At 70.0% G+C, this 18,548-nt stretch carries 17 protein-coding genes; 3 read left to right on the forward strand and 14 right to left on the reverse strand.

Annotated elements, in window-relative coordinates; genetic code table 11:
* Positions 1-40: 40 nt before the first annotated feature.
* The 6 genes from prcA to arc form a co-directional block, all read right to left on the reverse strand.
* Entirely contained in the window at positions 41-781 is a 741-nt protein-coding gene (gene prcA / locus AB0E98_RS29615) for a proteasome subunit alpha (protein ID WP_361708522.1), read from the reverse strand.
* A gap of 62 nt (positions 782-843) precedes the next feature.
* Positions 844-1,689, reverse strand: a complete 846-nt coding sequence (gene prcB, locus AB0E98_RS29620) for a proteasome subunit beta (RefSeq protein ID WP_361708524.1) — start codon at positions 1,687-1,689, stop codon at positions 844-846.
* A complete protein-coding gene (locus AB0E98_RS29625) occupies positions 1,641-2,234 on the reverse strand; it encodes an endonuclease VII domain-containing protein (RefSeq protein WP_361708526.1) in 594 nt (197 codons plus the stop codon). The genes prcB and AB0E98_RS29625 overlap by 49 nt, the downstream gene beginning before the upstream one ends.
* 40 nt (positions 2,235-2,274) lie before the next feature.
* Positions 2,275-2,493, reverse strand: coding sequence for a ubiquitin-like protein Pup (locus AB0E98_RS29630; protein WP_126913432.1), 219 nt, complete (start codon positions 2,491-2,493; stop codon positions 2,275-2,277).
* Between the two features lie 161 nt (positions 2,494-2,654).
* Positions 2,655-4,166: a depupylase/deamidase Dop gene (dop, locus tag AB0E98_RS29635; RefSeq protein ID WP_311612652.1), complete on the reverse strand. Its 1,512-nt coding sequence runs from the start codon at positions 4,164-4,166 to the stop codon at positions 2,655-2,657.
* Between the two features lie 322 nt (positions 4,167-4,488).
* Complete coding sequence (arc, locus tag AB0E98_RS29640; protein WP_361708529.1) at positions 4,489-6,255, reverse strand: proteasome ATPase; 1,767 nt, start codon at positions 6,253-6,255, stop codon at positions 4,489-4,491.
* 242 nt (positions 6,256-6,497) lie between these two features.
* Between arc and AB0E98_RS29645 the strand changes: the two genes are divergently transcribed.
* The gene (locus AB0E98_RS29645) at positions 6,498-6,785 is read left to right on the forward strand and encodes a ferredoxin (protein ID WP_311612647.1); all 288 of its coding nucleotides are present in this window, start codon (positions 6,498-6,500) and stop codon (positions 6,783-6,785) included.
* A 24-nt stretch (positions 6,786-6,809) separates the two neighbouring features.
* On the opposite strand, the gene AB0E98_RS29650 is transcribed toward AB0E98_RS29645, so the two are convergent.
* The 3 genes from AB0E98_RS29650 to AB0E98_RS29660 all read right to left on the reverse strand — a co-directional run bounded on the left by AB0E98_RS29650 (position 6,810) and on the right by AB0E98_RS29660 (position 9,778).
* A complete protein-coding gene (locus AB0E98_RS29650; RefSeq protein WP_361708532.1) occupies positions 6,810-7,409 on the reverse strand; it encodes a hypothetical protein in 600 nt (199 codons plus the stop codon).
* A 176-nt stretch (positions 7,410-7,585) separates the two neighbouring features.
* Positions 7,586-8,473: a tRNA (adenine-N1)-methyltransferase gene (locus AB0E98_RS29655; RefSeq protein WP_311612644.1), complete on the reverse strand. Its 888-nt coding sequence runs from the start codon at positions 8,471-8,473 to the stop codon at positions 7,586-7,588.
* A gap of 75 nt (positions 8,474-8,548) precedes the next feature.
* Positions 8,549-9,778 carry a site-2 protease family protein gene (locus AB0E98_RS29660; protein ID WP_361708535.1) on the reverse strand — a complete coding sequence of 410 codons (1,230 nt, stop codon included), beginning with the start codon at positions 9,776-9,778 and terminating at the stop codon, positions 8,549-8,551.
* Positions 9,779-9,903: 125 nt separating this feature from the next.
* Here AB0E98_RS29660 and AB0E98_RS29665 point away from each other — a divergent pair, with 125 nt between their 5' ends.
* The gene (locus AB0E98_RS29665) at positions 9,904-10,845 is read left to right on the forward strand and encodes a PD-(D/E)XK nuclease family protein (protein WP_361708537.1); all 942 of its coding nucleotides are present in this window, start codon (positions 9,904-9,906) and stop codon (positions 10,843-10,845) included.
* 15 nt (positions 10,846-10,860) lie between these two features.
* Positions 10,861-11,532: a response regulator transcription factor gene (locus AB0E98_RS29670; protein ID WP_126913439.1), complete on the forward strand. Its 672-nt coding sequence runs from the start codon at positions 10,861-10,863 to the stop codon at positions 11,530-11,532.
* 87 nt (positions 11,533-11,619) lie between these two features.
* Here AB0E98_RS29670 and AB0E98_RS29675 read toward each other — a convergent pair whose 3' ends face one another.
* The 5 genes from AB0E98_RS29675 to AB0E98_RS29695 form a co-directional block, all read right to left on the reverse strand.
* Positions 11,620-13,212, reverse strand: a complete 1,593-nt coding sequence (locus AB0E98_RS29675) for an ABC transporter substrate-binding protein (protein WP_361708540.1) — start codon at positions 13,210-13,212, stop codon at positions 11,620-11,622.
* Between the two features lie 147 nt (positions 13,213-13,359).
* Entirely contained in the window at positions 13,360-14,955 is a 1,596-nt protein-coding gene (locus AB0E98_RS29680) for an ABC transporter substrate-binding protein (protein ID WP_361708541.1), read from the reverse strand.
* 423 nt (positions 14,956-15,378) lie between these two features.
* The gene (locus tag AB0E98_RS29685) at positions 15,379-16,071 is read right to left on the reverse strand and encodes an HAD family phosphatase (protein ID WP_361708544.1); all 693 of its coding nucleotides are present in this window, start codon (positions 16,069-16,071) and stop codon (positions 15,379-15,381) included.
* 188 nt (positions 16,072-16,259) lie between these two features.
* A complete protein-coding gene (locus AB0E98_RS29690; protein WP_361708546.1) occupies positions 16,260-17,315 on the reverse strand; it encodes a PAC2 family protein in 1,056 nt (351 codons plus the stop codon).
* A gap of 144 nt (positions 17,316-17,459) precedes the next feature.
* The gene (locus AB0E98_RS29695; RefSeq protein ID WP_361708549.1) at positions 17,460-18,536 is read right to left on the reverse strand and encodes a glycosyl hydrolase family 18 protein; all 1,077 of its coding nucleotides are present in this window, start codon (positions 18,534-18,536) and stop codon (positions 17,460-17,462) included.
* Positions 18,537-18,548 lie beyond the last annotated feature (12 nt).

Genomic DNA, 18,548 nt, shown 5'->3' on the forward strand with positions numbered 1-18,548 from the left:
GGACGGGCTGACAAAGTCAGCCCGTCCGGCGTTTGAGGACCTACTCCTCCTCGGCGGCGTCCGAGGACTCCGCCGCCCCCGACCCCTCCTCCAGCAGCCGCTGAAGCTGCCGCCCCAGCAACCGCTTGAACTTCCTCTGCTGCGGCCGCTTTCGGTCCAGGACCGCGACCTCCAGCTGCTCGGCCGTCAGCGTCCGCTCGCTCCCGTTCGTGTCGCGGGCGAGCGACTCGACGGCGAGCTTGAGCGCCTCGCCCAGGGTCATCCCGTCCCGATGCCGCTGGTCGAGATAGCTGCTGATCTGGTCCGCGTTGCCGCCGACCGCCACCGAGCCGTGCTCGTCGACGATCGAGCCGTCGTGCGGCAGCCGGTAGATCTGGTCGTCCTCGGGGGCGGCCCCCACCTCGGCGACGATCAGCTCCACCTCGTACGGCTTCTCGCCCGCGCTGGAGAAGATCGTGCCCAGTGTCTGCGCGTACAGATTCGCCAGGCCGCGGGCCGTGACGTCTTCACGGTCGTATGTGTAGCCGCGCAGATCGGCGTAGCGGACGCCGCCGATGCGCAGGTTCTCGAACTCGTTGTACTTGCCGACCGCCGCGAACGCGATCCGGTCGTAGATCTCGCTGACCTTGTGCAGCGCGCGGGACGGGTTCTCGGCGACGAAGACAACGCCATCGTTGTACTGGAGGACCACGACGCTGCGGCCGCGCGCGATGCCCTTGCGGGCGTACTCGGCGCGGTCGGCCATGGCCTGCTGGGGTGAGACATAGAACGGCGTCGACACCGCTATCCGTCCCTTTCTGTGGGTGACGAGGACATCGGAAGCACGGAAGGTCGCTCAGAGGGTCACAGCAGAGCGGCCCGCGGACCGTCCGGCTCCTCGAGCCGGCGCTCGTGGATGGCACGGACGATCTCCGAGCACTCCGCCTCGGTGAGCTTCCGGAGACCCTCGTCGGTGATGACGATGACGATCGGGTAGATGCGGCGCGCGAGGTCGGGACCGCCGGTCGCGGAGTCGTCGTCGGCGGCGTCGTAGAGCGACTGGACGACGAGCGTGGCGGCCTGCCCCTCCGTGAGGTCGTCACGGAACAGCTTCTTCAGCGAACCGCGCGCGAACAGCGAGCCGGAGCCCGTGGCCGCGAAGCCGTGCTCCTCGGAGCGCCCGCCGGTGACGTCGTAGGAGAAGATGCGGCCCTTCTGCCGGTCCACGTCCCAGCCGGCGAAGAGCGGCACCACGGCCAGACCCTGCATGGCCATGCCGAGGTTGCTGCGGATCATCGTCGACAGGCGGTTCGCCTTGCCCTCCAGGGAGAGCGAGACCCCTTCGACCTTCTCGAAGTGCTCCAGCTCCAGCTGGAAGAGCTTGACCATCTCCACCGCCAGCCCGGCCGTGCCGGCGATGCCCACGGCCGAGTAGTCGTCGGCCGGGAAGACCTTCTCGATGTCCCGCTGCGCGATGACATTGCCCATCGTGGCCCGGCGGTCACCGGCCAGCACCACTCCCCCGGGGAACGACGCGGCGACGATCGTCGTGCCGTGCGGGATCTCCAGCGTGCCCTGCACAGCGGGCAGCTGGCGGTTGCGCGGCAGCATCTCGGGCTGGTGCGCGGCGAGGAAGTCCATGAAGGACGACGAGCCGGGCGTCAGGAAGGCAGCCGGTAGACGCCCGATGCTACGAGGGTTGGCTTCCACACGTTTCCTTCCAGGTAATCGGCTGCACGCCTGGCGGCGTCCGGCCGGTCTTTGAGTTGGCCCAGCGCTGCGTTGCAGCTGAAGCACAGTACGCCACGCACGGCACCCGTTTCGTGATCATGATCCACGTGCTCCGGACGAGCAGCAAGGCAGATCGCACATACCCCACCCTGCTGTTCCATCAGGGCCCGTAGCTCCTCCTGGGTGAGACCGTACTTACGACGGAAGTAGCTGTCGCGATTCCGGCGCGCCCTGCACTCACGGCAGTAGCTCGACCATCCGTCCGAAGACGTCTTGTTCCGTTCCCATTCGCTGTGCGGCTTGATCTGCTCACAGTCCGGGCAGCGCTTGTGCCCAGGCGGCACCGACACCTTGGCGCGCACCGTGCGCCCCTTCGCCTCCTGGCGTAGCCGATAGCCCTCCGCTTGACACTCGCGGCACTGACTCTGGAGCCCGTCCTTCAACAACCTGTGGATCGCGAAGGCCGCTCGCGGCTTGCGCTCGCCACACCGCGAGCAGCGCTTCGCTTGTTGTGCGTCAGTCACTCCCCCACCCCTTCGCCTTCAATTCGAAGGCAAAAGGCCTCTACTGCCCACCCTTTTGCACGAAACTTCGAACGAAATCCTCAGCATTCTCTTCCAAGACATCGTCGATCTCATCGAGCACAGAGTCCACGTCGTCCGACAGCTTCTCCTGGCGCTCCTTGAGGTCCTCGGATACCTGCGCGTCCTGCGCCTGCTCCTCGACCTCCTCCGTCGCACGCGTGGCCTTCTGCTGTCCGCCGCCGGTGTCCTTGGTCGCCATACCCCTCACCCCGCTCGGTTTCGACGTACACGTACACGAGACGTTCAAGATCCGACCCTACAAGCAGGGTCGGGGATCGGCCCTGCACTTGCTACAACGTCCCGGAGCCACCGGGATGATTCCCGTTTCCCCCGGCCCTTAAGACCCCGCCGGGGCCCCGCTCAGCCGCCGGACAGCACCCGTACCAGTTCCTCGGCCGTGCGGCAGCGGTCCAGGAGCTCCTTGACGTGGTTGCGGGTGCCCCGCAGCGGCTCCAGGGTGGGGACGCGCTGGAGGGAGTCACGGCCCGGCAGGTCGAAGATCACCGAGTCCCAGGAGGCGGCGGCCACGTCGTCCGCGTACTGCTCCAGGCAGCGGCCCCGGAAGTAGGCCCGGGTGTCCTCGGGCGGGGCGGTGCGGGCGCGGGCCACCTCGGCCTCGTCCAGCAGCCTGCGCATCTTCCCCCGGGCCGCGAGCCGGTTGTACAGGCCCTTGTCGGCGCGCACGTCCGCGTACTGGAGGTCCACCAGCTGGAGCCGGGCCGCGTCCCAGCCCAGGCCGTCGCGGCGGCGGTAGCCCTCCAGCAGCTCCAGCTTGGCCACCCAGTCCAGCTCCCCGGCCAGGCTCATCGGGTCCCGCTCCAGCCGGCCCAGGACGTCCTCCCAGCGGGAGAGGACGTCCTTGGTCTGCTCGTCGGCGTCCACGCCGAAGCGGTCCTCCACGTATTTGCGGGCCAGCTCGAAGTACTCCATCTGGAGCTGGACGGCCGTGAGCGTCCGGCCGCTGCGCAGCGTGACCAGCCGGCGCAGCGAGGGGTCGTGGCTGATCCGGTGGAGGGTGCGGACGGGCTGGTCGACGGCGAGGTCGGCGGCGATGAAGCCGTCCTCGATCATGGAGAGCACCAGGGCGGTGGTGCCGAGTTTGAGGTAGGTGGAGATCTCGGAGAGGTTCGCGTCGCCGATGATCACGTGGAGGCGGCGGTATTTCTCGGCGTCGGCGTGGGGCTCGTCGCGGGTGTTGATGATGGGCCGCTTGAGGGTGGTCTCCAGGCCCACCTCGACCTCGAAGTAGTCCGCGCGCTGGCTGATCTGGAAGCCGTGCTCGTGGCCGTCCTGGCCGATGCCCACGCGGCCCGCGCCGGTGACGACCTGGCGGGAGACGAAGAAGGGGGTCAGGTGGCGGACGATGTCCGAGAAGGGGGTCTCCCGCTTCATCAGGTAGTTCTCATGGGTGCCGTAGGAGGCGCCCTTGTTGTCGGTGTTGTTCTTGTAGAGGTGGATGGGCTGGGCGCCGGGCAGCTGGGCGGCGCGTTCGGCCGCTTCCGCCATGATGCGCTCGCCCGCCTTGTCCCACAGGACGGCGTCCCGGGGGTTGGTGATCTCCGGTGAGCTGTATTCCGGGTGGGCGTGGTCCACGTAGAGCCGGGCGCCATTGGTGAGGATGACATTGGCCAGGCCGATGTCCTCGTCGGTGAGCTGGCTGGCGTCCGCGGCCTCGCGGGCGAGGTCGAAGCCACGGGCGTCCCGCAGCGGGTTCTCCTCCTCGAAGTCCCAGCGGGCACGGCGTGCCCGGTGCATCGCGGCCGCGTAGGCGTTGACGATCTGGGACGAGGTGAGCATGGCATTGGCGTTCGGGTGGCCGGGGACGGAGATCCCGTACTCCGTCTCGATGCCCATTACTCGCCGTACGGTCATGCGGCCCTCCTTGCCCGGCGGCGCCCCCGGGTGGGGTCGGCGCTCCAAGTACCGCTGCGCTTCCGGTCCGTGTACGGTCCCCGATCCCCCACTGCGCTTCGCGGTGGTACCGAAGAGCCTAGAACGGCTTTGCGGCGCTGGGGAGATCATTACAGTCATTGCTCGGGTTGGTGCCCCGCGCGGACGGCGGCATGGTCGGCGTCCCACGAGTGGTGCAACGCGTGGTGCAAAACGCGTCCGGCTGCGGACGCCCCCTCTCCTTCCCCGCCGGAACGGTCGGGGAAGGCACAGCGACAGGGACATCCGCAGCCGGACGGCGGTGTTACAGATACTGGCCGGTATTGGCCACGGTGTCGATGGAGCGGCCGGTGTCCGCGCCCTGCTTTCCGGTGACGAGGGTGCGGATGAAGACGATCCGCTCGCCCTTCTTTCCGGAGATCCGGGCCCAGTCGTCCGGGTTGGTGGTGTTGGGCAGGTCCTCGTTCTCCTTGAACTCGTCCACGCAGGCGGCGAGCAGGTGGGAGACGCGCAGACCCTTCTGGTTGTGGTCGAGGAAGGCCTTGATGGCCATTTTCTTGGCCCGGTCCACGATGTTCTGGATCATCGCTCCGGAGTTGAAGTCCTTGAAGTAGAGGACTTCCTTGTCACCGTTGGCGTAGGTGACCTCCAGGAAGCGGTTCTCCTCGGATTCGGCGTACATCTGCTCGACGACCGACTGGATCATGCCCTCGACCGTGACCCTGGCGTCCCCGCCGTGCTCGGCGAGGTCGTCGGCGTGCAGCGGGAGGGTCTCGGTCAGGTACTTCGAGAAGATGTCCTTGGCGGCCTCCGCGTCCGGACGCTCGATCTTGATCTTCACATCGAGGCGGCCGGGGCGCAGGATCGCGGGGTCGATCATGTCCTCGCGGTTGGAGGCGCCGATGACGATGACGTTCTCCAGGCCCTCCACGCCGTCGATCTCGGAGAGCAGCTGGGGGACGATGGTGTTCTCCACGTCCGAGCTGACCCCGGAGCCGCGGGTGCGGAAGAGGGAGTCCATCTCGTCGAAGAAGACGATCACGGGGGTGCCCTCGCCGGCCTTCTCCCTGGCCCGCTGGAAGATCAGCCGGATGTGCCGCTCGGTCTCGCCGACGTACTTGTTGAGCAGCTCGGGGCCCTTGATGTTGAGGAAGAAGCTCTTCCCCGCGGGCTTTCCGGTGACCTCGGCGACCTTCTTGGCAAGGGAGTTGGCGACGGCCTTGGCGATGAGCGTCTTGCCGCAGCCGGGCGGGCCGTAGAGCAGGACGCCCTTGGGCGGCCGCAGTTCGTGCTCCTTGAAGAGGTCGGGGTAGAGGTAGGGGAGCTCGACGGCGTCGCGGATCAGCTCGATCTGGTTGCCCAGACCGCCGATCTTCGTGTAGTCGATGTCCGGGACCTCTTCGAGGACGAGCTCCTCGACCTCGCTCTTGGGGATGACCTCGTAGACGTAGCCGGAGCGGGTCTCCAGGAGCAGGGCGTCGCCGGGGCGGATGGTGGTGTCCAGCAGGGGCTCGGCGAGCCTCACCACCCGCTCCTCGTCGGTGTGCCCGATGACCAGGGCGCGTTCGCCGTCCTCCAGGATCTCCTTGAGGGTGACGATGTCGCCGTGGCGCTCGAAGGCCATGGCGTCGACGATGTTGAGCGCCTCGTTGAGCATGACCTCCTGTCCGGGCCGGAGGTCCTCGACGTCGATGCTCGGGGAGGCGTTCACCCGGAGCTTGCGGCCGCCGGTGAAGATGTCGGCCGTGCCGTCCTCGTTGCCCTGAAGGAAGACCCCGAAGCCGGCCGGGGGCTGGGCCAGGCGGTCGACCTCCTCCTTGAGGGCCACGATCTGGTCGCGGGCCTCACGGAGGGTGTTCGCGAGCCGTTCGTTCTGCGCGGACACGCCGGCCAGGTTCGTCTGGAGCTCGACGATCCGCTCCTCGAGAATCCTCGTGTGACGCGGAGAGTCGGCGAGCTTGCGTCGCAGGACGGCGATCTCCTGCTCGAGATAGGCAACCTGGCCCGCGGGGTCGTCAGACCCTCGTCCCGGCCGGATGCCGCGGTTCATGTCGTCGTCGTGGGCTGCCACGGTCCTCACCTCCTCCAAGGGGAGCTGGACGCTTCCTGACCCTACCTGGGCCGGTGCAGGTTGAAACCCCTAGATCACAAACCCGGTCGGAGTGTGTCCGATCTTCACCCTTGCGCACGTCCTCACGTGAGGGGGATACCCACCCATCAACATCGGAAAGCGGGCGGTTGTATCGTCGACTCGGTCAACACCCGTCAGTGCTGGCTCCAATTGATTCACGAACGCAGGAAACGGCAGGCGAGATGACCGTGCAGGAAGAAGAGCTCGAAGTCTGGATCGACCAGGACCTCTGCACCGGCGACGGCATCTGCGCCCAGTACGCCCCCGAGGTCTTCGAGCTCGACATCGACGGTCTCGCCTATGTGAAGTCCGCCGACGACGAGCTCCTCCAGGACAAGGGTGCCACCACCCCCGTGCCGCTGACGCTGCTGAACGACGTCCGCGACTCGGCGAAGGAATGCCCCGGCGACTGCATTCACGTGCGCCGTGTCTCCGACAAGGTCGAGGTCTTCGGCCCGGACGCCGAATAACGGATCGTCACGACATGTGACGGATCAGACGCTCTTGGCGACCGGCAGGGCTGTGAGGACGAACTCGCCGTCCCTCCAGTGCCACTTGACCGCCCTGCGCAGGTCCGGGCAGCAGCGCGGTACGCCTGCGCGGGAGTAGCCGAGCAGAGTGGCCGAAACCGTCCGGCCGGTCGCGTCGAGGCCGGTGACGCTCATCCCCTCCTTGGGGTCCACCAGGGTCGCCACGACCCGGGGCGCCCCGCCCCGGGCGGCCGGGGCCGCGAGGACGTACACCCCGCTGGGCCGGGTGCCCGCCCCGGAGCCGCAGCGCACCTCGACGGCCGTCTCCGGCCGCCCGTCGCCGTCCAGGTCGGAGGTGGCCCGCCGGACCACCTCCGGGCGGAAGGGACCGCAGTCGACCGGGTAGCGCGCCGCGCCCGGGTCGGGAGCGGCGGCGGGCGGGCCCGCCGGCGCCTTCGCGGGGGCCGTGGCTCCGGCCGTGGCGTCGCCGGGGCCGGCCAGGGCGGCACCCAGGATCACCGCGGCCAGCGCGGCGGCGGTGGCCAGCCAGTGCGCGGGGCGGGACCGGGTGTGCGGGAGGGGACCGGAGTCGTCGGAACGGTCGGGACCTGCCGGGGGCTGCACGCGCGCTGACTCCTGCCGAAGGCTGCGGGGACCGGGATCGTCCGCATCGTGCCACACGGCCGTGGGCCGGTGAACGGCGGGCGGGGCCCAGAGGATCACCCAACGCACGTGCGCCGCCGCCGAGTTCCGCGGGAGCGGAGCACGGCGACGGCGCGCTGGTGGTTCGTACGGGCGGGTCAGCCCTTGTTGGGGCCCTCGTAGTCGTCGCCGTAGGCGCCCTTGGCGGGACGGCGGCGGCGCATCGGGGGCTCCACGCCGTCGGCGAGGCGACGGGCGGTGACGAGGAAGCCGGTGTGGCCGATCATCCGGTGGTCGGGGCGGACCGCCAGGCCCTCCACGTGCCAGTTGCGGATCATCGATTCCCAGGGCTGCGGCTCGGCGAAGCAGCCGATCTCGCGGATGGACTCCACGGTCCGCGCCAGCTGGGTGGTGGTCGCCACGTAGCAGCAGAGGATGCCGCCGGGGACGAGCGCCTTGGAGACGGCCTCCAGGCACTCCCAGGGGGCGAGCATGTCGAGGATCACGCGGTCGACGTCCGTGTCGGACAGATTGTCCTGGAGGTCGCCGACGGTCAGCTGCCACGCGGGGTGCGGGCCGCCGAAGTAGCGCTCGACGTTCGCCTTCGCGATCTCTGCGAAGTCCTCACGGCGCTCGTAGGAGTGCAGCATGCCCTGATCGCCGATGGCGCGCAGCAGGAAGCTGCTGAGCGAGCCGGAGCCCACTCCCGCCTCGACGACGCGCGCGCCGGCGAAGATGTCGGCGAAGGCCAGGATCTGCCCCGCGTCCTTGGGGTAGACCACGGCGGCGCCGCGGGGCATGGACAGGACGTAGTCGGGGAGCAGGGGACGCAGCGCGAGGTACGCGACGTTCCCCGTGGTGCGGACAACACTGCCCTCGGGAGCGCCGATCAGCTCGTCGTGGGGGAAGGAACCCTTGTGGGTGTGGAAATTCTTCCCGGCCTCGAGCGTGAACGTGTAGTGGCGACCCTTGGGGTCGGTGAGCTGGACCTGGTCCCCGACCTGGAAGGGCCCGCGACGGCGGGCGGCACCGGTCGGTTCGGACATGTGACCAGCCTACCGGTTGCCCTGCGGGCCGCCGACCACTCGTGGTCGCTTTCCCGGGGCGCCGCCCCGGACCCGCTACGACGTGGGCCTGGCCATCGCCGCCACGAACGCGCGCTCCACGTCCGCCGCGGACAGCACCCCGTAGACCTCCCCCGTGTCCTCGACCACCAGGTACTCGGACGCCGGTGTGGCCCGCAGCACCTCCAGGAGCTCCTCGCCCGAGAGGTCGGCGGAGAGCCGTGTGCCGTCGGTGAGGTCCTGGGCGAGCGAGCCGGTGGCGACCCAGGGGCGGCGGTGTTCGGGGACGCCGCCGATGGCGGCCTCGCGGACCAGCGCTCTGGGGGTGCCCTGTCCGTCGACGACGACGAGGGCGCGGGCCCCCGCCTCGTTGGCCCGGCGCAGGGCCTCGGACAGCGGCGTGGCGGCCTCGACGGGCACGGCGCGCCGGGTGAGCGTGCGGGCGCGCAGCTCGGGGAGGTGTTCGCGCAGCCGGGCCATGCGGAGGCTGTTCCCGGCGCCGGTCCAGATGATCGCGGCGAGGATCGCGGCCAGCAGGGCGTCGGTGAGGGTGTCCATGCCGCCGAGGCCCTCGGTGTCGCCGCCGTGGGTGAGCAGGGGCAGGCCGACGAGGACGGCGACGGCGAGGGCGCGGCCCACCCAGGCGGCGGCGACGGTGCCGGTCATGGGCTTGCCGCTGATCTTCCAGACGACGGCGCGGAGCATCCGGCCGCCGTCGAGAGGCAGGCCGGGGAGCAGGTTGAAGGCGGCGACCAGGAGATTGGAGATCATCAGCCCGGCGAGCAGCACGCCGGGCACGGTGCCGGGCTCGACGGCGAGCATGGCGAGGTAGAAGACGCCCGCGAGGACCAGGGAGAGCAGCGGGCCGACGAAGGCCAGGACGAATTCGCGGCCGGGGGTCTCGCTCTCCTTCTCGATCTCGGAGACGCCGCCGAAGAACTGGAGCTGGATGCGGCGCACGGGGAGCTTGAAGCGCAGGGCCGCGACCGTGTGGGCGAGCTCGTGGACGAGCACGGAGGCGTAGAAGGCGACGGCGAAGAAGAGGGCGACCAGATAGCGGACGCCGCCGAGCTCGGGCAGGACGCGGTCGAGCTGGCCGCCGAAGACCCAGGTGATCAGCGCGGCGACGAGGAACCAGCTGGGGGCGACGTAGACGGGCACGCCGAAGGGGCGGCCCATGAGGATCCCGCCGCCCGTCTCCGGCGGGCGCTGCGGCTTGCGGTCCCCGGGCCCGGCCCCGTGGCCGGCGCCCCCCGCGCCGGAATGGCCCTGCCCGCTGTCGTCCACGGTGTCCCCTCGTCCCGTCCGGCCCTGGTCCGGAGCCGGTGTGTTCTCCCGATCATGCAGTGTGATGGGGCTTACCGTCGATGGTATGCGGCCGACTGTCGGTGACGGGCCGTAGGGTCTGTGTCATGGATACCGCCTCCGAGAACCCCGCCGGGCGGGCCGGCGCCGCCCGGCCGGCCTCGCTGTCGCCGTCCCGTGCGGCCGATTTCATGCAGTGCCCGCTGCTCTACCGCTTCCGGGTGATCGACCGGCTGCCGGAGAAGCCCAGCTCGGCGGCCACGCGGGGCACGGTGGTGCACGCGGTGCTGGAGCGGCTCTTCGACGCCCCGGCGGCCGAGCGCACGGTGCCCCGGGCCCGGGGGCTGGTGCCGGGCGAGTGGGAGCGGCTGCTGGCGGCGAAGCCGGAGCTGGCGGAGCTGTTCCTGCGGGAGGACGGCTCGCACGACGCGGACCTGCTGGGTACGTGGCTGGCGGACGCGGAGCGGCTGGTCGAGCGCTGGTTCACGCTGGAGGACCCGACGCGGCTGGAGCCGGCCGAGCGGGAGCTGTTCGTGGAGACGGTGCTGGAGGACGCGGGGCCGTCGGGCCTGAAGCTGCGCGGCATCGTCGACCGGGTGGACGTGGCGCCGACCGGTGACGTGCGGATCGTGGACTACAAGACGGGCAAGGCCCCGGCCCCGCGGTTCCGGGAGACGCCGCTGTTCCAGATGATGTTCTACGCCCTGGTGATCTGGCGGCTGCGCGGGCGGATCCCGCGCCGGCTCCAGCTGGTCTACCTGGGCAGCGGCGATGTGCTGACGTACGACCCGGTGGAGGCGGAGCTGCTGGCGGTGGAGCGCAAGCTGCGCGCCCTGTGGGAGGCGATCTCGCTGGCCACGGAGACGGGCGACTGGCGGCCGCGGCCCACCAAGCTGTGCGGCTGGTGCGACCACCAGGCGGTGTGCCCGGAGTTCGGCGGCACTCCCCCGCCGTATCCGCTGCCCGTCGTCCCGGCCCCGCGGGCGGCGGAGGGCGATGGTCCCGCTGCCCCGGCGGACGGTGCTCAGGGCAGAATGGACGAGGTCTAACGAAGGAGTGTTCCTGTGGCGATCCGCGTCCTATTGGTCGACGACCAGCCGCTGCTGCGCACCGGCTTCCGCATGATCCTGGAGGCCGAGCAGGACCTCGCGGTCGTCGGGGAGGCCGGGGACGGTCTGCAGGCGCTGGAGCAGGTGCGGGCGCTTCAGCCCGATGTGGTCCTGATGGACATCCGGATGCCCCGTATGGACGGTGTCGAGGCCACCCGGCAGATCACCGGCCCGGAGCGGAACGGCCCGGCGAAGGTGCTGGTGCTGACCACGTTCGATCTGGACGAGTACGTGGTGGAGGCGCTGCGGGCGGGGGCCAGCGGCTTCCTGCTGAAGGACGCGCCCGCCCATGAGCTCGTCCAGGCGATCCGGGTGGTGGCGGGCGGCGAGGCCATGCTGGCGCCGAGCATCACGCGCCGGCTGCTGGACAAGTACGCCGGGCATCTGCCGTCGGGCGAGGAGCCGCTGCCGGACACCCTCCACACGCTGACGGACCGCGAGGTCGAGGTCCTGAAGCTGGTGGCCCGGGGGCTGTCGAACGCGGAGATCGCCGCGGATCTGTTCGTCAGCGAGACGACGGTCAAGACGCATGTGGGCCATGTGCTGACGAAGCTGGGTCTGCGCGACCGGGTGCAGGCGGCGGTCTACGCCTACGAGAGCGGTCTGGTGCGCCCCGGCGCCCAGTGAGCGCGGCGGCCCTGTGAGGCGTACGGAAGCGCCCCGGTGCACGAGAGGATCGTGCACCGGGGCGCTTCGTTTCGGCGTGGGGCAGGGTCAGCCCTGGGCGCCCTTGCTGATCTCCCAGAAACGGAAGACGGTCGAGGAGTCGAGGGTCCACTGGAGACCGGAGATCCGCGCGTTGGCGACGGCGTACTGCTTGCCCTGCCACAGCGGGAGGACGGGGACGTCCTGGGCCACGGCGTTCTGGAGCCTGGCGAAGTCGCTGACGGTCGCCGCGCGGCTGCCCTGGGCGGCGGTGGCCGGCAGGATGCCGGAGATGTCCTTCGACTGGTAGTTGTTGGCGAGGACGTTGTCCTCGCCGAAGAACGGCGCGGTGAAGTTGTCGGGGTCCGGGTAGTCGGGGATCCAGCCCTTGACGTAGACGCCGTACTTGCCGGCCGCGATGTCCTTCTCGTACTGATCGAAGGGCACGCTCTGGACGTCCGCCTCGAACAACCCGCTGGCGTTCAGCTGGTTGGCGATCTCCTTGAACTCGGCCACGGTGCCCGGGCCGTAACGGACCGGGGTGGCCCACAGGGTGAGCTTCACCTTGCCGTTGACGCCCGCGGAGGCCAGGGCCGCCTTGGCCTTCTCGGGTTGCGGGCGGTCGCCGTAGACGTCGAAGAACGGCGTCTTGTGGCCGGTGATGCCGCTGGGGACGACCGAGTACAGCGGCTCCGCGGTGCGCTTGTAGACGTCGCGGACGAGGGCGCTGCGGTCGATGAGGTAGGCGATGGCCTTGCGCACGCCGACCTTGCCGACCACCGGGTCCTTGGTGTTGAAGACCAGGTGCTGGACCTCGGCGCTGTTGCCCTCGACGACCTTGACCGCGCCCTTCTCGCCGGAGGCGGCCTCGAGGTCGGCGAGGTCCTTCATGGCGAGGCCTCGGTAGGCGAGGTCGACGTCGCCCTTCTGGACGGCGGACTTCAGCTCCTCCTGCCCACCGTGGAAGAACTTGAGGGTCATGCCGCTGTTCTGTACGACGGCGGGGCCCTTGTAGGAGCCGTTGACCTTGAAGACGGCCTTGGACTTGTCGTAGGAGTCCAGCTTGTAGACGCCGGAGCCCACGGCCTTGCCGTCGGTGCGGAGCTTGTCCGCCGGGTACTCCTTGTGGTCCACGATCGAGCCGGCGCCGGAGGCTATCTTCAGCGGGAAGGTGGCGTCGGGGCGCTTGAGCTGGAAGACCACGGTCGACTTGTCCGGCGTCTTGATCTCCTTGATGGAGGAGAGCATCGAGGACGCCGGACCGTCCTTGTCGTTGATCTTCAGCGTGCGGCGGAAGGAGAAGGCGACGTCCTCGGAGGTGAGGTCGTTACCGTTGCTGAACTTCAGCCCGTCCTGGAGCTCGCACTGGTAGACGGTGCTGTTCTCGTCCTTGAACTTGCAGCTCTTGGCGGCGTCCGGCTCGGGCGTGGTGCCGCCCTTGGGGAAGCTCATCAGCGACTGGAAGACGTTGTTGAAGAGCAGCCAGGTGCCGGGGTCGTAACCGGAGGCCGGGTCGGTGGTCGTCACCTCGTCCGACATCCCCATGACCACCGACTCCCCGGTGCCGGCCGCCTTGCCGTCGTCCGAACCGCACCCGCTCAGCAGGGCGGCGGCAAGCCCCGCGCCAAGCGGGGCGGCGAGCCACTGGTCACGTTTCCTCACGTGCGCATTCCTCACAGTTCTTGGTTCGCTGACGGGATGTCTTGAGCTGTAACGCGTTCTGTGGAGCAGATGAAGCAGGTGGAGCTGGTGAAACAGGTGGTGCGATGGAGCTGTCGGTGATCCGGTAAGACTCCCCGGTGCCCGGCGTTACACGCCGCGCCCGAGCTCCCACGGCTGGAGTTCGGCGGCCGCGTTGAGGGCCCACTCCGCGCCGGTGATCTTGTCCCCGGCCGCGACGTACTGCTTGCCCTGCCACAGCGGGAGCACCGGGACGTCGTCGGCGACGATGTCCTGGGCCTGCTGGAAGAACCGCGCGGCCGCGTCACGCTGCGAGGACAGCCGGGACTGCGGGATCAGCTCGTTGATGATCTTCGGGTTCTTGTAGGGGGACCCGAGGAAGTTGTCCTTGCCCACGAACGGGTCGACGAAGTTGTCCGGGTCCGGGAAGTCGGGGAACCAGCCGATGCCGTAGACGGCGTACTTGCCCTTGGCGGCCTCGGGGCGGAAGTCCGCCCACTTCACGCCCTGGAGCTTGACGTCGAACAGGCCGCTGTTGTTGAGCTGCTTCTGGAGCGACTTGAAGGACTTCTCGGTGGCCTCGCCGTAGTGGTCCGTGGCATAGGTGAGGACGAGCGGCACCGCCGAGGTGACGTTGGCGCCGCGCAGGATGGTCCTGGCCTTCTCCACGCTGGGCTCGCCGTACTTGTTGGAGAAGGAGTTCTGGTGGCCGGCGACGCCGGTGGGCACGATCGAGTACAGCGGCTCGTTCGTCCGGTGGTAGTCGTCGCGGGTCAGCGCCTGGCGGTCGACGAGCTGGGCCACGGCCTGGCGGACGGCCTTGTTCTTGACCGTCGAGTCGTCGGTGTTGAAGGCCAGGAAGCTGGTCTCGGCGCCGGGGGACTCGTGCAGCCGGACGCCCTTGTCGGCGGCGGTGCGCAGGCGGTCGATCTGCTCGGGCAGCAGGGCCCGGTTGATCACATCGATGTCGCCGTCCTTGAGCGCCTTCTCCATCGACGCGGAGTCGTCGAAGAAGCGCATCTCGACCTTGTCGTTCTGCAGCTTCAGCGGGCCCTGGTAGTCGTCGTTCCGCGTGAAGGTGACCTTGGCGACGCGGTCGTCCTTGACCTCGGTCTTGATGGCGTACGGGCCGGAGCCGACCACCTTGAAGCCGTCGTCCAGCTTGTCCTTGGCGTAGGACTCGCTGTCGACGATGGCCGCGGCGGGGGTGGCGATCTTCTGCGGGAAGGTGGCGTCCGGCGTCTTGAGGTGGAAGACGACCTCGAGCTCGCTGGGGGTCTCGACCTTGTCGATGTTGCTCAGCAGGGAGACCGGGCCGTTCTCGAAGTTGATCGCCCGGGCGCGGTCGATGGAGAACTTGACGTCCTCGGCGGTGAGCGCGTGCCCGTTGGTGAACTTCAGGCCCTTGCGCAGCGTGCAGCGGAACTGCTCGCTGTTGCGGTCCCCGAACGAGCACCTCTCGGCGGCGTCGGCGACCGGCCCGGCGCCCGAGCGCGGCAGGCGCAGCAGCGTCTGGAAGCCGCTGTGGAGGACGTTCCACACGCCGACGTCGTACGCGGCGGCCGGGTCGAAGGGCGCGGGCGCGTCGGTGGTCTGCTCGAACCGGTCGGTGGTGCCGATGACGATGGCCTTGTTCCCGCCGGATCCCGCGCTCCCGCCGCAGGCGACGAGTACGGGTGCCAGCAGGCCTGCCACGGTGGGCAGGACCAACGTCTTGCGGTTCATTGTCTGGGGTTCTCCCTGTGGTGCGTTCGGCTGCCCGGACCCTACCGATACCGGATGGGCGGTCATACGGGCAGCCGTGAAGTTCTCGCGAAGAGATTAGTGCGGATGGCCACCGCCGCCGGAACACGATGAAGTCGATGCGATATCACACCGTGATAACGAAAGACGGATGTCCGATATCCGGACGCCGGAACGATTCCGGCACGGGATGATCAATCCGGACACAAGGGTGCGCTTCAGCCCGCGTGAAAGCCCTTCCGAGGGCATACGGAACCCCTCGGAGGGTCTCGGTCCGGTGACCAACGTCACTTCCGGATCGACTTCGGCGGCCGGGTGAATTCAGCCAGCGCATTCGTCACGGAAAACAATCGTTCAAGCGCCCAGAGTTTCTTCACCCGCGAACGGGCCTTGAACGCGCCGCGTTCAGACCGTGATCAATCCGCGCAGAAAAGAGAGATCCACTTCTTCCAGGGAGCCCACGACCGTACGGCCCGCGGCGGCCGGGATCGGCGCCACCGAGGGCACCGCCACCACCCGGCAGCCCGCCGCCTCGGCGGCGGTCACGCCCGTCATGGTGTCCTCCACCACCGCGCAGCGCGCCGGGTCGGCCCCCAGCCGCGCGGCGGCCAGCAGATACGGGTCCGGGTGCGGCTTGGTGCGCGCCAGCTCGTCGCCGGCGACGGTCAGGGTGAAGTGCTCCGGGCCCAGGCTGTGGAGCACCCGGTCGATGATCTCCCGGTGGGAGGCCGAGACCAGGGCCGTCGGCACCCGGTGGGCGGCCAGCTCGGCGAGCAGCCGACGGGCGCCCGGCATCAGCGGCACGCCCTGCCCGATCATCTGGGAGAAGCGTGTGTTCAGCAGCGCGGTGAGCTCGGCGAGGGCGATCTTCGCGCCCGTCGCCTTGATCAGGAAGGAGGCGCTGCGCGTCATCGGGCCGCCGACGACCACCTCGCGCCACTCCTCCAGCAACTGGTGGCCGAGCTCGGCGAAGACCGCCGACTCCACCTCCCACCAGAAGCCCTCGGTGTCGACCAGCGTGCCGTCCATGTCGAGCAGGACCGCCTGCAGGGCCGATGCCGCCGAACGCGTGTCGACCGCGGGAACGCTGCTGGTCATCCGCACACCTCCTGGGGGACGAGAAGGCCGGCCCCCCACCCTCCTCGGGTGGCGAACCGGCCTTCACCGGGCAGACAAGTGTACGGCGGATCATTACGGCGCGTCGCGTCAATAACCCGCGAATTCCGTCGTCGGCGGGGCCTCACGGGCCCGGGAGCGGGCGGTGCGCCCCGCCGGGGCCCTGGGCCTCAGCCGTCGCCCTCCGCGCCGTCGGTGCCCTCCTCGGGGGCCCCGGTGGCGCCGCCCTCCTCGTCCTTGGCCGGGTCCTTGGCCGGGTCCTTGGCCGAGGGGCGCGGCGGCCGGGTCCGGCCGCTGGCGGTGTCCCGGAGGTACGAGGCGTCCCGGCCGCCCTCGGTGAGCCCCGGCTCGGCCGCGACCCCGCCCGGCTGGCCGGGCCCCGGCTGGCCGTCGCGGCGGCGCAGATAGCGCTCGAACTCCCGGGCGATGGCCTCTCCGGAGGCCTCCGGCAGTTCGGCGGTGTCCCGCGCCTCCTCCAGGGACTGGACGTACTCGGCGACCTCGCTGTCCTCGGCCGCCAGCTGGTCGACGCCCAGCTGCCAGGCGCGGGCGTCCTCCGGCAGCTCGCCCTGCGGCACCCGCAGGTCGATCAGGTCCTCCAGGCGGTTGAGGAGCGCCAGGGTGGCCTTGGGGTTGGGCGGCTGGGAGACGTAGTGCGGCACGGCCGCCCAGAGGCTGACCGCGGGGACGCCCGCGTGGGCGCACGCCTCCTGGAGGACGCCGACGATCCCGGTCGGGCCCTCGTAGCGGGACTCCTCCAGATCCAGGGTGCGGGCCAGGTCCGGGTCGGAGGTGACCCCGCTGACCGGTACCGGCCGGGTGTGGGGGGTGTCGCCGAGCAGCGAGCCCAGGATCACCACCATCTCCACGCCCAGCTCGTGGGCGAAGCCCAGGATCTCGTTGCAGAAGGACCGCCAGCGCATGCTCGGCTCGATGCCGCGTACCAGCACGAGGTCACGCGGGGCGCCACCGGAGGCGCGCACCACGGACAGCCGCGTGGTCGGCCAGGTGATCTTACGGATGCCCCCGTCCAGCCAGATCGTGGGCCGGTTGACCTGGAAGTCGTAGTAGTCCTCGGCGTCGAGCGCCGCGAAGACCTCGCCCTTCCACTCCCGGTCCAGGTGCGCCACCGCGCTGGATGCGGCGTCACCGGCGTCGTTCCAGCCCTCGAAGGCACAGATCATGACCGGGTCGATCAGCTCGGGAACCCCCTCAAGCTCGATCACCCAGCGCCTCCTTCCGACCGGGGCTCACGGGCGCCGCCCGTGCCACCGCCGGTTGCCGTTCCGTGCAGTTGCGTTCGTCTTGCGTGTGCCCCAAGCCTACGACTTCGGCGGCCCCCCTTCGCAGCCCCCAAGGGGGAGGGACTTTCAGCCACGTGCTCCCCATCCGGCCCGGTAGGCGTGCCAGTCGGCGTCGGTGGCCGCGAAGTCCACGTACAGCGCCAGCCCGAAGTTCCGCCGGCGGTGGTCCTCGCGGCCGAGCCCCAGCCGGGCGCCGCGCACGGCGGCCGCGGCGGTCTCGGCCCGGCTCTGATGGCCCAGGTTGTCCGTGTGGTAGAAGGGCACGCCCATCAGCAGGTCCGTGCCGGCCGGGGTGGCCTGGAGGGCGAGCCTGGTCTGCTGGGCGACATAGCCGCCGTAGAGGTTCTCCCAGGGCAGCGCGGTGTCGTAGGACATGACGGCGATCTGGTCGACCCGGCGGGCGACGTTGCCGAAATAGCTCTGTGTCCACCACTTGGGGCTGCCGAACGCACCCGACGCGGAGTGCATGGAGGGCAGCGGGTCTATCTGCTGCGCGGCGACGGACAGCGGTCCGCCCTCCGAACGCACCGCCGGGCGCAGGGAGTCCAGCAGGGTGAGGAAGTCGCGGTCGCCGGTGCGCACGGGTTCGACGTCCAGGTGGACGCCCTGGAATCCGGCCCGCATCACCTGCCGGGCGCTGGCGACGACGGCGTCGCGGGCGGCCGGCGAGCCCAGCCACAGGCCGCCGCCCTCGCCCTGGCGGACCAGCTTGTTCCCCAGCCACGCCTGGACCCGGACGCCGGGCAGTTCGCGGTGGACGGCGTTCAGCAGCCAGCCGGCGTTGCGGTACGCCGAGGCGGGCAGGGTGCCGTCGTGCTCCAGCGGCCCGGCGTGCACGTACAGGTCGCGGATGCCGGTCCCGGCGATCTTCCGGCGGAGCCGGGCGAGGTCGGCGTCGCCCTTGCGGCCGTCGATCCAGGCGTGGCCGAGCCAGAGGGCGTCCTTGCCCCGGGTGACGGCGTCGTCGGCGGGCGCCCCGGCGTACGAGGCGCGCAGCGCGCTGCCGGCCGCGACGACCGGTACGAGGACGAGCAGGGCCAGCCCCAGCGCCACCCGCACGGCGACGCGGCGCCATCGCGGCCCGCGTCGCGCGGTGGTCTTCTTCGTGGCCGGCTCGGCCTGTTCCATCGCTGCCCTGTTCATGTGTTCGTCCCC

The organism is Streptomyces sp. NPDC037389, from assembly GCF_040636475.1.
GTDB classification, from domain to species: Bacteria; Actinomycetota; Actinomycetes; order Streptomycetales; family Streptomycetaceae; genus Streptomyces; species Streptomyces hesseae.

Coding starts and splice junctions, on each gene's coding strand:
- AB0E98_RS29665 (WP_361708537.1), top strand. CDS start 9,904: ATGGATACCGCCTCCGAGAACCCCGCCGGGCGGGCCGGCGCCGCCCGG.
- AB0E98_RS29630 (WP_126913432.1), bottom strand. CDS start 2,493: ATGGCGACCAAGGACACCGGCGGCGGACAGCAGAAGGCCACGCGTGCG.
- AB0E98_RS29695 (WP_361708549.1), bottom strand. CDS start 18,536: ATGAACAGGGCAGCGATGGAACAGGCCGAGCCGGCCACGAAGAAGACC.
- AB0E98_RS29680 (WP_361708541.1), bottom strand. CDS start 14,955: ATGAACCGCAAGACGTTGGTCCTGCCCACCGTGGCAGGCCTGCTGGCA.
- dop (WP_311612652.1), bottom strand. CDS start 4,166: ATGACCGTACGGCGAGTAATGGGCATCGAGACGGAGTACGGGATCTCC.
- AB0E98_RS29685 (WP_361708544.1), bottom strand. CDS start 16,071: ATGACCAGCAGCGTTCCCGCGGTCGACACGCGTTCGGCGGCATCGGCC.
- AB0E98_RS29645 (WP_311612647.1), top strand. CDS start 6,498: ATGACCGTGCAGGAAGAAGAGCTCGAAGTCTGGATCGACCAGGACCTC.
- AB0E98_RS29655 (WP_311612644.1), bottom strand. CDS start 8,473: ATGTCCGAACCGACCGGTGCCGCCCGCCGTCGCGGGCCCTTCCAGGTC.